Raw genomic sequence first — 13,336 nt, 5'->3', positions numbered from 1 at the left:
ACGGGCGGTCGGTGGGCAGGCGCGACGCCCGCGCGCCCGCGAGCCTGCCGCGCCAGTAGGCGAGCTGCCGCTCGGCCGTGCCCGAGGCGAGCCGGTCGCGCTGCCACGCGGCGTAGTCGGCGTACTGGATGTCCAGCTCCGGCAGGCCGTCCGGGTCGGTGTACGCGGTGGCCAGGTCCTGGAGGATCACGCCGAGTGCCCACCCGTCGGCGACGATGTGGTGGATGACCAGCACCAGCAGGTGCTCCTGAGGGCCGCAACGCAGCAGGGCGGCGCGCAGGACGGGGCCGACGACGATGTCGAGCGGCTCCACGGCGAGCCCTTCCGCGATGCGCAGGGCCTCCGCACGGCCGCCGGGAACCTCCGTCACGGTCACGGCGGCGGCCAGGCCGGCCGGGACGCTCACCAGCCGACCGGCCTCGTCGGGCCGGAACGCGGACCCGAGCACCTCGTGCCGGCCCACGACCGCGCGGAACGCCCGCCGTAACGCCTCGACGTCCAGCGGGCCCCGCAGCCAGAGACCGCCCGGCACGTTGTAGAGACCGGTGCCGGGGGCGAGCTGGTCCAGGAACCAGAGCCGCTGCTGGGCGGGCGACACAGGCAGGGGACCGGTCTTGGGGACCGGCCGGATCGGCCCGCCCGCGCGCTCCGGCCGGAGCCTGCGCAGCAGGGCACGCCGGTCGCCGCCCAGCCATCCGGGCGCGGTCATGGACGGCCGCCCGATCTTCCGAAACACATCACACGCCGATGGTTCGGCACCCGGCGGCGGCGCGGCCATCGGGGATTTACCCGACTCCTGGTGGCGAGGCACCGCGTCCATACTGGCGATGCCACGCCCATGAGATCATCAGGAGGCCCCGTGCCCGATCTGCTCTTCCGCCCGCTCGGAGCGGACGAGTTGCACCTCTTCCACCGCTATGGCCCAGGGCCCACGTCCGGCGTGGGAGCGCGCGGCCGTACCTTCGACGAATACGTCGCCATCGGCGACTACCGGCCGGAATGGATCTGGGTGGCCCAGCACGGCGACGACGTGCTCGCCCGTGCCGTCTTCTGGGCGCCGCCCGAGTTCGCGCAGCCGTTCCACCTCGAGTGGTTCGACCCCGGCGCCGACATCGAGGTCGGCGCCAGGCTGCTGCGCGCCTGCTACGACGCGCTCGTCGGCCCCGACTACGCCACGCCACCCCATCCTGACGGCGGACGGCCCGACTACCAGCTCTTTCTCCCCTCCGACTGGCGCGAGCGGCCCGAGGCCCAGGCGGACGCCACCGACCGGATCACGGCGGCGGAGCTGGCCGGGCTGACGTTCTTCACCGAACGGCTGACCCTGCGCTGGAGCGCGGACGACGGCCTGCCCGTACGCTCCGGCCGGTTGCGTTTCACTCCCGCGGCCGACGACCGGAGGCTCACCGATGTGATCGCCAGGACCTACCCCGGCACCTTGGACGCCTACGGCGCGACGGACGCGGCCCGGCACGGCGCCGACCGGGCGGCGGCCGACCTCCTCGACGAGGTGGCCGGGATGCCCGGCGGCCGGCAGTGGTGGCGGCTGGCCCATGACCGGGACGGCGACCTCGTCGGAATGGTCCTGCCCACCCGCAACCCCGGTTCGGCGACCATCGGTTACCTGGGCGTCGTGCCCGAGCACCGCGGCCGGGCGTACGTCGACGACCTGGTCGCCGAAGCTCTCCACCTCTTCGCCGAAGCGGGCGAACCGACCGTCGAGGACACCACGGAGGTCGGCAACCACCCGATGGCCGGCGCGTTCCTCCGCGCGGGTTACCGGGTCGCCGGCCGCCGCGTGATCCTCGTGTGAGGTTCGCGGGGTTCGGCCGGTGCCACGAACCGCGGCCGTCCGGCCCGATCGACCGGCGGAGTCCATCGGGCCAGGTGCCTCGAAGGGCTATCCGCCGTGGACGACCCGGCCGCCCCCCGGCCGCAGGGCCCGGGAGGCGCGGTAGTCGAGTTGGATGAAGGCGCGCTGCAGCCAGCGGTCGCGCCCGTCGTACCGGGGCCGGAAGTCGCTGCGTCCGTGCAGTGCCAGGCGGTTGTCCACGATGGCCAGGTCGCCGGGCCGCAGGACCACCGATCGGCTGACCTGCCGCAGGGCCCGGCCGAGTTCGGCCATCGCCTCGGCGGCCACGCCGTCCAGCGGCCGGGTGCTGGTGTAGTCCACGCGGACGTCCGGGTCTTCCTGGCTGCCGGTGAGCAGCGCGTGCGGCCGCGCCGCGCCGCCGGCCGCGCCGAAGGACGCCGGGGCCGCGGTGACATAACGGGGCTCGGACAGCACGGCCCTGACCCGCTCGGACAGGTGGTGCAGCGCCCGGCGGGCGCAGGCCACCTCCAGCCCTGCGAGATCGTCGTGATCGTTGCGCAGGCACAGGAGGGCGACGTAGTCCGGCCGGTTGACGTGGAAGGCGTTCTCGACGTGCATGGTCAGCGCGGCCGAGCCGGCGTTGCCCTGGTAGTGCTCCATCCCCGGCACCGGGACGACGTCCTGGATCATCGCGCCGCTCTTTTCCTCGCGGAAGGCGAACAGCTCGCCGATCTGGAAGGCGACGAGCGCGAGCACGGACGCGGGCACGGTCGCGAGCCGCTGGACGGAACCGGGCACGTTGGGCGTCGGCGGGAGCGCCTCATCGGCGATGGGCAGGTTGCGCAGCAGGACCATCCCGTCCTGGCCCGCGTCATGGCGGAAGCGCCGTAGCCTCTCGCGCAGGCGCGCGGGCAGCGTGGCGGACAGGGTCATCGCCGCCTCCAGCCACACCGGATCGTCGATCGGGCGCGGCGGGCGGGCCACGAGGCCACGCGCGATCCGTTCCACCTGGGCTCGCTCCGGGGCCGGCAGCGTCACCGCGTCGGCGTGATCGGTCAAGGAAGGGAAGGGGAGGTCAATCGGCATGGTCGTCCTCGTTCTGGAACAGGACCTTGCGGTCCAGCTTCCCGTTGGGCGTGAGAGGGAGGGCGTCGCGGATGAGGATCTTCGCGGGGATCATGTAACCGGGAAGAGTCCGCGCCACGTGCCGCCGCAGCGTCACGGGCACCGCCCCGGAGCCGGGCCGCAGCGTGACGCACGCGATCAGGCGCTCCCCCGCGACGGTGGCGGCGGCCTGCGCCACCTCGGGATGCCCCGCCAGCGCGGCCTCGACCTCGCCCAGCTCGATCCGGAACCCCCGCACCTTGACCTGGTCGTCGATGCGGCCGGCGAACTCCAGCAGGCCGGCGGCGTTCCACCGGCCGAGGTCTCCGGTGCGGTACATCCTCGACCCGGGCGGGCCGAAGGGGTCGGGGAGGAAGCTCGCCGAGGTCAGCCCGGGCCTGTTCACGTATCCCCGCGCCAGTTGGACGCCGGCGATGTAGAGCTCACCCGTCGTCCCGGGGAGGGCCGGGTTCAGCCCTTCGTCCAGGACGTACATGCTGGTGTTGAATATGGGCCGGCCGAGCGGCAGCACGCCGCCCGGCACCTCGTCGTCCGGCTCGATCCGGTACTCGCTGCACCCGACCGTGGTCTCGGTGGGGCCGTACTCGTTGACGACCGTGACCTTGGGGTGCGCGGCCCGCCACGCCTCGACGACCTCACCGAGCAGCGGCTCGCCGCCGAGCACGAGCTGCCCGGTGGGCGAGCATTCGCCGGGCAACGCGGTGAGCAGCGGCACGTGGCTCGGGGTGGCCTTGAGGAAGGTGTACGGCTCGCCGTCCCCGCTGCCCTCCTCCACACCGGCCAGGCGCACGGCTCCCCCCACGACGAGCGGCGCGAAACACCCGGTCACCGTCAGATCGAACGACAGTGGCGAGTGCAGGGGCGTCAGCCCGCCGACTCCCGGGTAGGCCGCCACGCACCAGGTCAGATAGTTGACCACCGACCGATGGGTGATGATCACGCCCTTCGGCCGTCCGGTCGACCCGGACGTGTAGATCACATAGGCGCTCTGGTCGGGCGCGCACCGGCGCGCGAGACCGGCCGCGTCGTGCCCCGCGAGTTCGGCGAGCACGTCCGGGTCGTCCAGGCGTACGGCGGGCCGGGAGAACGCGGCCGGGCCGAGCGTTACCACCGCCGAGCAGCCGGAGTCCGCCAGCATGAACGCGATGCGATCCGGCGGGTGATCCGGCTCCACGGGCAGGTAGGCGGCCCCGGTCTTCAGCACCGCCAGGGTGGCCACCAGTGCCTCCGCCGATCTCGGCAGGGCCAGCGCGATCACCTTCTCGGGCCCGGCGCCGCGGGCGGCCAGCAGCCTGGCCAGCCGATTGGCTCGGGCGTCGAGTTCGGAATAGGTCAGGCGGGTCCGCGCTGACACCAGCGCGACCGCTTCGGGTGTGCGCAGGACCTGCGCCTCGATCAGGGCGGTCAGGGTCGTCGGCGGAATCTCCGCGCGTGGACCACTCCACGTGGCCGGGTCATCCGGCCGGCTCTGCTCTTCAGTCATCAAGGGCCATCTCAACCATCACGTCACCTCGGGCGATCGTGACCATGCAACCGCGCGGCCGGTGCGCCGTCTCAGTCGGGGAAACCCCCGACGTGCGGGCCGCGGCGAGTGCGGGCGATCGTGACCAACGTCCCCAGCCGAAGCCACGACGGATGAGTGAGAGATCTGTGGATACCGATGACGTGATGCATTTCCCGATCGGATACGCACAGCAGCGGATCATGGTCATCGAGCGCCTGGCACCGGGGACTTCGGCCTACAACGTGCCGTTCGCCCTGCGGCTGCGCGGCAACCTGGACGTCGCCGCGCTGGAGTGGGCGCTCACCGCGGTCGTCGCCCGTCACGAGGCCCTGCGGACCACGATCGACACCGTGGACGGCGAGCTGGTCCAGGTCGTGCGGAGCGCGATCGCCGTACCGCTGCAGCGGCGGAACCTGAGCGGGACACCCGCCGCGACCGACCAGGCGGAGCTGACCGCGCTCCTCAGCGATCAGGCGGCCGAGCCCCTGGCCCTCGACGAGTGCCTGCTCCGGGTGACGCTCCACCGCCTCTCCCAGGACGACCACGTCCTGGCCGTCACCATGCACCATCTGGTCTCCGACTACTGGTCGTGCGGGATCTTCGTCCGGGACCTGTCCGCCCTCTACGACTCGTGTCTGACGGGACGCCCGGCGGAGCTGCCCGAGCTGTCCGTGCAGTACGCCGACTACGTCATCTGGCAGCGCGAGAACCTCCGCGAGGATCGGCTCGCCCGGCTCACCGCCTTCTGGCGCGGCGAACTGGAAGGGGCGCCCGAGGTGCTCCACCTGCCCTCCGACCGGCCGCGGCCCGCCGCCCAGTCCTACCGGGGAGCCGTGGAGCGCGTGGAGATCCCCGAAGACGTCTCCCGCGCGGTCCTGGCGCTCAGCCGCGAGCTCGGCGCGACCCCCTTCATGACCCTCCTGGCGGCCTTCCAACTGGTCATAGCCCGCTGGACCGGTCAGGACGACGTCGTCGTCAGCACCGGAACCGCCACCCGCACCCCGCAGGTGGAGCAGTTGATCGGCAGCTTCATCAACATCGTGCTCATCCGCACGTCGCTGGCCGGCAACCCCTCCTTCGCCGCGTTGGTACGCCAGGCCAAGCCGCGCATCCTGGCCGCCTTCGACCACCAGGACCTGCCCTTCGAACGCCTGGTCGCGGAGCTGGGCCCACGCCGGGCGCTCAGTCACCAGCCGCTCACCCAGGTCATGTTCGTGGTCCAGAACGCCCCCATGCCGAACCCGGCCATGGGCGACCTCGTCGTCACCGCCGAGCCGGTCCCCCGGCACGCCACCCAGCTCGACGTGGACCTCCAGCTCTGGCTGGCCGGCGAGCGGTTCGAGGGATTCGTCGAGTACAGCAGCGACATGTACGACGGGGCGACGATGCGACGCCTGATGCGCGGCTTCGTCACCCTGCTGTCCGCCGCCGTGACCGCCCCGGACACGCCGATCGACGACCTTCCCGCGCTGACCGCGGAAGAGCTCTCGCAAACGGTCTCCGACTGGAACGCCACCGCGGCCGACTACCCGGCGCGAACCCTCTACGAGCTGATCAGCGAGCGCGTCACGGCCCAGCCGGACGCGGTGGCGCTGACGTACGCCGGCGGCCGGCTCACCTACGCCGAGCTCGACGAGAGGGTCAGAGCGCTGGCCGGGCGGCTGCAGGCCGCCGGCGTCGGTCCGGACGTGCTCGTGGGCGTCTGCCTGGACAGCACGGTGGACCGCTTCGTGGCCGTGCTGGGCGTGCTGGCCGCAGGGGGCGCCTACCTGCCGCTGGACCCCGACCATCCCGCCGAGCGGCTCGCCTTCATGCTGGCCGACGCGCGGCCCGCCGCGCTGGTGTCCCGTAGTGACCTCCTCGACCGGCTGCCCGACACCCACCAGGCGATCTGCCTCGACGACGACGCCGAACCGGCCCCGTACAGACGGCCGCGGGTCAGCCCGGACAATCTGGCGTACGTCATCTACACCTCCGGCTCGACCGGCCGTCCCAAGGGGATCGCGGTCCCGCACCGCGGCGTCGTCAACAACATCGCCGACCTCAACCGCCTGGGACGGATCGGCCCAGAGGACAACGTGCTGTCCGTCTCGTCGATGAGCTTCGACATGTCGGTCTACGAGCTGACCGGGCTGCTCGTCGCGGGCGGCTCCGTCGTCCTGCCCGACCCCGGCGTGGCCGACGATCCGCGGCACTGGCACCGGCTCGTGACCGGCCACCGGGTGACCGTGTGGAACTCGGCGCCCGCGCTCCTGGAGGCGCTGGCCACCGTGGCGGAGCGCACCGGCGAGCCGCTGCCCTCGCTGCGGACGGCGTTCCTCGGCGGCGACTGGATCCCGGTGACCCTGCCGGGCCGGATGCGCGCCCTGGCCCCCGGCATGGCGTTCGTCAGCCTCGGCGGCGCGACGGAGGCGTCGATCCATTCGATCGTCCACCCGGTGGACGAGGTCGATCCGGCCTGGACGAGCATCCCGTACGGCAGACCGCAGGACAACCAGCAGGCACTGATCCTCGACGCGCGGGGACGCGTGGTCCCGGTCGGGGTCCCAGGTGAGCTGCATCTGGGCGGCATCGGTCTCACCCGCGGCTACCTGCGCCGCCCCGCCCGGACGGCCGAACGCTTCATCCCCCACCCGTACGCGGGCCGCTATCCGAACGTACCCGCAGGGGCCCGCCTGTACCGGACCGGCGACCTGGCCCGCTACCGGACGGACGGCGTCATCGAGCTCCTCGGCCGGCTCGATCAGCAGATCAAGATCCGTGGGTACCGCATCGAGCCGGGTGAGATCGAGGCCGCCCTGGTCGAGTCGCCGGACCTCGCGGAGGCGGTCGTCGTCGCCCGGCACGCCGCGAGCGGGAGCGCGGTCCTGGTGGCGTACGTCGTGCCGGCCGGCTCCGGCGAACCGGACGAGGCGGGTCTGCTCGCCCGGCTGCGCGACCGGCTCCCCGGCTACATGGTGCCCTCCTCGATCGTGGCGCTCGACCGGCTCCCGCTGTCGCCCAACGGCAAGATCGACCGTCGCGCGCTCGCGCGGCTCGGCCACTCCGGGCCGGACCGTGCCGGGTACGTCGTGGCGGGCTCTCCTCTGGAGCAGGTGCTCACCGACATCTGGGCCGCCGTGCTGTCGATGGAACGCGTCGGTGTCGAGGACGACTTCTTCCAGCTCGGCGGTCACTCGCTCAACGGGATGGAGGTGGTGGCGCTCATCCAGGACACCTTCGGCCTGGAGGTTCCGCTGCGGATGGCGTTCGAGGCCACCACGGTCGCCGCGCAGGCCGCCTGGCTACGCGAGGCCGCCGAGGCCCCCGAGGCCGCCGAGGACCAGGGCGTGGACCTGGACGCGACGGCCGAGCTGGCGCTCCGCCTGCGTGACATGTCCGACGAGGAGATCGACCTGCTGCTCACCCAAGGCGCCGACAAATGATCACCGAGACCGGGCTGGAGGCGCTGGCCGCCCAAGGCGTCGCCGAGTTGCTCGCCACCGACCCGATCCTGTACGACCTGCTCGAACGGGAGCGCCGCCGCCAGCACGAGACCCTGGCCATGATCGCCTCGGCCAGCGCCGCCGACGCCTCTGTGCTCGCCTGCCTGAGCAGTTCGCTGGGGAACGTCACCACCGAGGGCTATCCGGGGGCGCGCTTTCATGCCGGATGCGCCGTGGCCGACCCGGTCGAGCGGCTGGCCGTCGACCGCGCCCGGCACGTGTTCGGCGCACAGTACGCCAACGTGCAGCCCCACTCGGGGACGTCGGCGAATCAGATCGTGCTGACCAGCCTGCTGCGGCCGGGTGACACGCTGCTGGGCCAGCGGCTGACCGCGGGCGGCCACCTCACCCACGGCGCGCCGCCCTCCTTCACCGGCCGCTACTTCCGCGGCGTCGGATACGGCGTCGACGCCGACGGTTATCTGGACTACGCCGAGATCCGCCGCCTGGCTCTGGCGCACCGGCCCAAGGTCATCGTCTGCGGCGCCAGCGCCTATCCCCGGCTGATCGACTTCGGCCGGTTCCGCGCCATCGCCGACGAGATCGGCGCCTATCTGCTGGCCGACATCTCCCACATCGCCGGGCTGGTCGCGGCGGGACTGCACCCCAGCCCGGTGAACGCGGCCCACATCACCACCAGCAGCACCTACAAGCAGCTCTACGGCCCGCGCGGTGGCGTGATCCTCATGGGCGGCGACGCCGACGCGCCCGGCCCTGACGGCAGGCGCACGCTGGCCCGGACGATCGACGACGGCGTGTTCCCCTACTTCCAGGGGACCCCGCAGCTCAACGCGATCGCCGCGAAGGCCAGGGCGTTCGGGATCGTCGGCGCGCCGCCCTTCCGCGACCTGGCCCGCCGGGTGCTGTCCACCGCGAGCGCGCTCGCCCGGGAGCTGGCCGGCCGCGGCTGGCACGTGCTGACCGGCGGCACGGACAACCACATGGTCCTGGTGGACGTGAGCCGGCGCGGCCTGACCGGGGCGGTGGCCGAGGCCGCGCTGGAGTCCTGCGGGATCATCGTCAACAAGAACCAGATCCCCGGCGACACCAAGGGCCCGCGGGTCGCCGGCGGCCTGCGGTTCGGCACCAACACGCTGGCGCTGCGCGGGATGGACACGACCGCGATGGGCCTGTGCGCCGACCTGGTCGACCAGGTGTGCCGCTCGATCCGCATGCGCGGCGATCGCGACTTCGACCTCCCCGACCACGTACGCGCCGACGTCGCCGAACAGGTGGCCCGGCTGTGCCACGACCATCCACTCCCCACGATCTCTGGAGCCGTCCATGCCTGATTCCCCTGGTACGGAAACCGATCTCGGCACGCAGTACGACCGCCCGCCGTACGTGGCCGCGCGCACCGACGACGAGCGGCTGGTCGCCGCGGCGTGGGCGGAACTGCTCGAGGTCGAGCCGGTGGGCGTGCACGACGACTTCTTCCAGCTCGGCGGGCACTCCATGATGCTCATCCAGCTCGTGACCTCGCTGAACGCCGCCTCGGGGAGGCGTGTGGCGCTGCGCGACCTGTTCGGCGCGACCACCGTCGAGGAGCAGGCGCGGCTGCTCACCGAGCACCGGGCGGACCCCGCCGAACCCCGGCTGGTCGCGCTGAACCGCCGTCCGGTGAGCGAGGAGTGAACGAGATCGATGATGGCGCTGAAGCCACTCGATGACTGGGCCGCGCACCCGGATCCCGGGACCTTCCCCTACCGGGAGATAGTCGCCGAGTTCCACCGCGTGGGCAAACATTTCGTCGCCGACGACGTCCTGCGCGCGCTCGCCGGCGCGCGTGAGCGCCAGGCCCGGCCGACCGACCTCTTGGGGCGGTTCCTCAACGTCGCGCTCGACAAGTGGGACAAGAGATATGACTACCCGACGTATATCGCCTTGGATCTTGTCCTGCCCGCTGGAGGGATCTCGGAGCGCTACGACCGTCTGCTGGCCCAGTTGGTCACCGACGTCCTCCACTTCGAGACGGCCACGGCCGACGGACACCGCCTGATCCTGCCCCGCATGCGCCCGCCGAGGAAGACGGTGGACAAGCGCTGCCATCACGGCCTGCGCGTGCTCGCTCCCGTGCTCACCCGGCTGGGCCTGCCCGTGCCGTCCGAGGGCGACCCCCTGGACCGCGCCCGTGCGGCCGTCGACCTGGTCGCCGCGACGATGTCCGGCGAGGACCGCCTGCTCATGGACACGACCGTCCTGCCGGTCGACACCTTCCACGACGAGTACCTGTTCATCCGGGTGCTGCAGTCGTTCGAGGTGTTCTTTGCGCTGGCGAGCGCCCGCCTGCGCGGCACGATCCAGGCCCTGTCGGCCGAGGACGCCGGGGGCGCCATCGGCTCGCTCGACCTGGTCTCCGCGCGTTTCAGCGAGAGCGCGCCGCTGTTCTCGATGCTGGCCACCATGCAGGTGGAGGCGTTCCGCGACTTCCGGCGGCACACCGAGGGCGCGAGCGCGATCCAGTCTCCCGGCTACAAGACGATGGAATCGTTGTGCCGCAGCCCCGACCCCCAGCGGCTGCACTCTCCGGCCTATCTCTCGGTCCCGGCCGTCCGCGAGGAGGTGCTCGCCGGCCGGTTCACCGTCGACGACGCCGTCGTCAGGGCCGCCGGGCTGCGCACCCTCGATCCGGCCGACATGGACGCCCTGGCCGGGGCCAGGCAGCGCTTCGCCGCCGCCTCGACGAGGTGGCGGCGGACGCACCACCGCCTGGCCGCGCGGATGCTCGGGGCCGAGACCGGCAGCGGATACACCGCGGGTGTCCCCTATCTGGCCGACGTCCTGGACATCCCGGTTTTCGATCCTCTCCGGCTGCCCGGATCGGCAGCCGCCGAACACGTGTGAAACAAGGTGAGTGGAGAATGACGGCTTTGGAAGCCTGCCCGGAGTACACGCTCAGCGGCTCCGACGTGGCCGCGCTCTCGGCCCTCGCCGAGGAGTTGTGGGCTGCGGGAGACAATCCCGCCGATCCGGAGTTCTACGACCGATGCTGGCCCGTGATCGAACGGATCCCCCTGGGCGTGCGGAGGTTCCTGGAGGAGTTCCGGCGCGGCGAACCGGCCGCCGCGTGCCTCATCCACGGGTTTCCTGTCGACGATGACGCGGCCGGCCCCACCCCGTCCCACTGGGAGGCGGCGTTCGAGGCGACCTCGACGCGTCAGCAGGAGATCTTCCTCGCCCTGTGCGGCATGATCCTGGGCGAGCCGTTCACCTGGTCGACCCTGCAGTCCGGCCGTCTCATCCAGAACATCCTGCCGATCGCCGGCGACGAGATGCGCCAGAACGGCCACGGCAGCCAGATGCTGCTGGAGTTCCACACCGAGGACGGTTTCCATCCGGACCGATGCGACTACCTGCTCCTGCTGGGAATCAGGAACCACCAGCGCGTCCCCACCCTGGTCGCCTCCGTGCGGGACATCGCGTTGTCCGGCGAGCATCGTGCCGTGCTCGGCCAGGAGCGGTTTCACATCCTCCCCGACGACGAGCACGTCCGCCAGTTGGAGACCAGGGATCCTCAGCACCCGGCGCTCGCGAAGATGCGGGGCATGCGGGACGGCCCCGAGCCCGTCGCGGTCCTCTTCGGCGACGAGTCCGACCCGTATCTGCGGATCGACCGGCCGTTCATGCGCTGCGCCCCCGGCGACGTCGAGGCCGAGCGCGCGCTCGACGCCCTGGACGCCGCGCTCCAACGGGCCGAGCAGGACGTCGTCGTGGGCCCGGGCACGCTTCTCGTGGTCGACAACCATCTCGCCGTGCACGGGCGCAAGCCGTTCGAGGTGCGCTACGACGGCACCGACCGATGGCTGAAGAAGCTGACAGTGAGCAGAAATCTGCGCAGGTCACACGCCATCAGCGCCACCAAGAACCGCCGGGTGCTCTTCTGATGCCCGCATCCGAGCCAGGAGGAGTCCCCATGCGCACAGTCATCGTCTCCGGAGCGTCCAGCGGGATCGGCCGCGCCACCGCGGAACGGTTCGCCCGCTCCGGCGACCACGTCGTGAACTTCGACGTGAACCCACCGGCCACCGACCAGTCCGGGGTCCGGTGGATGGAGGTCGACGTGGCCGACTGGACGGCCGTCGGGCAGGCGGTGAACGCGGTCCACACCGAACGCGGGCGCCTCGACGTGGTCGTCGCCAACGCCGGCATCAGCGTCAGGCACGGCGTGCTGGAACTGACCGAGGCCGCCGCGCGCACCATCGTCGACGTGAACCTGCTGGGTGTGCTGCGGCTGTGGCAGTGCGCGGCCTGGCACATGATGCGTCAGCGAGAGGGCGTGCTGCTGGCCACCGCGTCGGTGAACGGGCTGCGCGGCTACCCGTTCTACGCCGACTACAACGCCACCAAGGCCGGGGTGGCGGCGCTCTGCCGTACCTTCGCCCTGGAACTGAGCCCGCATGTGCGGACCGCGTGCGTGAGCCCCGGCGCGGTGCTCACCCCCATGCAGTTGGCCGAGTACACCCAGGAGATGCTGGACGACGTCAACCGGCGGATCCCGGCGGGACGGCACGCGGCGCCCGAGGAGATCGCCGAGATGTTCTACTTCCTGGCCTCCCCCGCCGCCCGCTTCATGACCGGTCAGGAGATCGTCGTCGACGGCGGCGAGACCGCGGGTGCCACGACCAGCGCGTACGGCACGGGAGGCCGCAGTGCCGAGTGATCGGGAGGCCGCCAGGTGGATCAGGTGCTTCGATCCGGTGCCGCGAGCCGAGGTCCGGCTGGTCTGTTTCCCGCATGCCGGAGGTGTGGCCGGCTTCTACCGCCCCCTGTCCACCGCCCTCTCCCCGTCCTTCGAGGTCCTCGCCGTCCAGTACCCCGGCAGGCAGGATCGCTTCGGCGAGCCGTTCCCCGACGACCTCGACGAGTTGAGCGACCGCCTCGCGGGCGTGCTGCGGCAGGCCGGCGAGGTGGTGTTCCTCGGTCACAGCATGGGAGCGATCGTGGCGTTCGAGGTGGCCAGGCGCCTGGACCGCCCGCCGACGGAGCTCTTCGTCTCCGGCACCGGCGCCCCCGGGCGTCAGGAGTCCGCGCGCATGCGCGACGGCGACGCGCTGGCGGCGATGGGCCGGCTCGGCGGCACGGACGCCGCGATCCTCCAGGACAGGGAGCTCAGGGAGCTGATCCTGCCGATCCTGCAAGGCGATCTGCGCCTCATGGACGCCTACCGGTACTCCCCTGGCGCGCCCCTCGCCTGCCCGATCACCGCCCTCACGGGCGACGCCGACCCGCTGACGACCGTGGACGACGCCCGGCTGTGGAGCCGGCACACTTCCGGCCGGTTCCGCCTGCGGATCTTCCGAGGCGGCCACTTCTACCTGACCGACCAGTGGAACGCCGTGGCCGCCGCGGTCGCCGGGTCTCCTCCGGTGTCTCGCAGGATCCCCACGACACACGACAGCGGGAGATGAG

General features: G+C 72.0%; 11 protein-coding genes. 8 read left to right on the top strand and 3 right to left on the bottom strand.

All coding sequences use genetic code 11. From position 1 onward, the window contains the following. Positions 1-709, bottom strand: a 709-nt coding sequence (locus tag ABD844_RS04235) for a condensation domain-containing protein (protein ID WP_344873137.1), incomplete at its 3' end; no start/stop codon positions are given. Between the two features lie 150 nt (positions 710-859). On the opposite strand from ABD844_RS04235, the gene ABD844_RS04230 reads away from it, so the two are divergent. Continuing rightward, positions 860-1,813, top strand: coding sequence for a GNAT family N-acetyltransferase (locus tag ABD844_RS04230; protein WP_344873135.1), 954 nt, complete (start codon positions 860-862; stop codon positions 1,811-1,813). 87 nt (positions 1,814-1,900) lie between these two features. On the opposite strand, the gene ABD844_RS04225 is transcribed toward ABD844_RS04230, so the two are convergent. Further along, positions 1,901-2,899 (bottom strand): TauD/TfdA family dioxygenase, encoded by a 999-nt coding sequence (locus ABD844_RS04225; RefSeq protein WP_344873133.1) that lies wholly within the window; start codon positions 2,897-2,899, stop codon positions 1,901-1,903. Then, positions 2,889-4,421, bottom strand: coding sequence for an amino acid adenylation domain-containing protein (locus ABD844_RS04220; RefSeq protein WP_344873131.1), 1,533 nt, complete (start codon positions 4,419-4,421; stop codon positions 2,889-2,891). Before ABD844_RS04220 ends, ABD844_RS04225 begins: the two co-directional genes overlap by 11 nt. A 185-nt stretch (positions 4,422-4,606) precedes the next feature. Here ABD844_RS04220 and ABD844_RS04215 point away from each other — a divergent pair, with 185 nt between their 5' ends. Genes ABD844_RS04215 through ABD844_RS04185 form a run of 7 tightly spaced genes read left to right on the top strand, consistent with a single transcriptional unit; the run spans position 4,607 to position 13,335 of the window. Further along, positions 4,607-7,867 (top strand): non-ribosomal peptide synthetase, encoded by a 3,261-nt coding sequence (locus ABD844_RS04215; RefSeq protein ID WP_344873129.1) that lies wholly within the window; start codon positions 4,607-4,609, stop codon positions 7,865-7,867. Then, positions 7,864-9,219 (top strand): serine hydroxymethyltransferase, encoded by a 1,356-nt coding sequence (locus ABD844_RS04210; protein WP_344873127.1) that lies wholly within the window; start codon positions 7,864-7,866, stop codon positions 9,217-9,219. The genes ABD844_RS04215 and ABD844_RS04210 overlap by 4 nt, the downstream gene beginning before the upstream one ends. Further along, positions 9,212-9,562, top strand: a complete 351-nt coding sequence (locus ABD844_RS04205; protein ID WP_344873125.1) for a phosphopantetheine-binding protein — start codon at positions 9,212-9,214, stop codon at positions 9,560-9,562. The genes ABD844_RS04210 and ABD844_RS04205 overlap by 8 nt, the downstream gene beginning before the upstream one ends. 9 nt (positions 9,563-9,571) lie before the next feature. Continuing rightward, on the top strand, positions 9,572-10,771 hold the full coding sequence (locus ABD844_RS04200; protein ID WP_344873123.1) for a tryptophan 2,3-dioxygenase: 1,200 nt from the start codon (positions 9,572-9,574) through the stop codon (positions 10,769-10,771). A gap of 17 nt (positions 10,772-10,788) precedes the next feature. Continuing rightward, positions 10,789-11,811, top strand: coding sequence for a guanitoxin biosynthesis L-enduracididine beta-hydroxylase GntD (gene gntD, locus ABD844_RS04195; RefSeq protein WP_344873121.1), 1,023 nt, complete (start codon positions 10,789-10,791; stop codon positions 11,809-11,811). A 29-nt stretch (positions 11,812-11,840) separates the two neighbouring features. After that, complete coding sequence (locus ABD844_RS04190; protein ID WP_344873119.1) at positions 11,841-12,587, top strand: SDR family NAD(P)-dependent oxidoreductase; 747 nt, start codon at positions 11,841-11,843, stop codon at positions 12,585-12,587. Beyond that, positions 12,577-13,335 (top strand): thioesterase II family protein, encoded by a 759-nt coding sequence (locus ABD844_RS04185; RefSeq protein WP_344873117.1) that lies wholly within the window; start codon positions 12,577-12,579, stop codon positions 13,333-13,335. Before ABD844_RS04190 ends, ABD844_RS04185 begins: the two co-directional genes overlap by 11 nt. Position 13,336: the final 1 nt, after the last annotated feature.

Source organism: Nonomuraea antimicrobica, from assembly GCF_039536965.1.
GTDB classification, from domain to species: domain Bacteria; phylum Actinomycetota; class Actinomycetes; order Streptosporangiales; family Streptosporangiaceae; genus Nonomuraea; species Nonomuraea antimicrobica.
Note: the sequence above shows the minus strand (reverse complement) of the source record. Positions and strands in the feature narration are given on the sequence as shown.

Bases quoted from the DNA above. Each gene is read 5' to 3' on its own strand.
- ABD844_RS04190 (WP_344873119.1), top strand. From the start codon at position 11,841: ATGCGCACAGTCATCGTCTCCGGAGCGTCCAGCGGGATCGGCCGCGCC.
- ABD844_RS04225 (WP_344873133.1), bottom strand. From the start codon at position 2,899: ATGCCGATTGACCTCCCCTTCCCTTCCTTGACCGATCACGCCGACGCG.
- ABD844_RS04215 (WP_344873129.1), top strand. From the start codon at position 4,607: ATGCATTTCCCGATCGGATACGCACAGCAGCGGATCATGGTCATCGAG.
- gntD (WP_344873121.1), top strand. From the start codon at position 10,789: ATGACGGCTTTGGAAGCCTGCCCGGAGTACACGCTCAGCGGCTCCGAC.
- ABD844_RS04205 (WP_344873125.1), top strand. From the start codon at position 9,212: ATGCCTGATTCCCCTGGTACGGAAACCGATCTCGGCACGCAGTACGAC.
- ABD844_RS04210 (WP_344873127.1), top strand. From the start codon at position 7,864: ATGATCACCGAGACCGGGCTGGAGGCGCTGGCCGCCCAAGGCGTCGCC.
- ABD844_RS04200 (WP_344873123.1), top strand. From the start codon at position 9,572: ATGATGGCGCTGAAGCCACTCGATGACTGGGCCGCGCACCCGGATCCC.
- ABD844_RS04220 (WP_344873131.1), bottom strand. From the start codon at position 4,421: ATGACTGAAGAGCAGAGCCGGCCGGATGACCCGGCCACGTGGAGTGGT.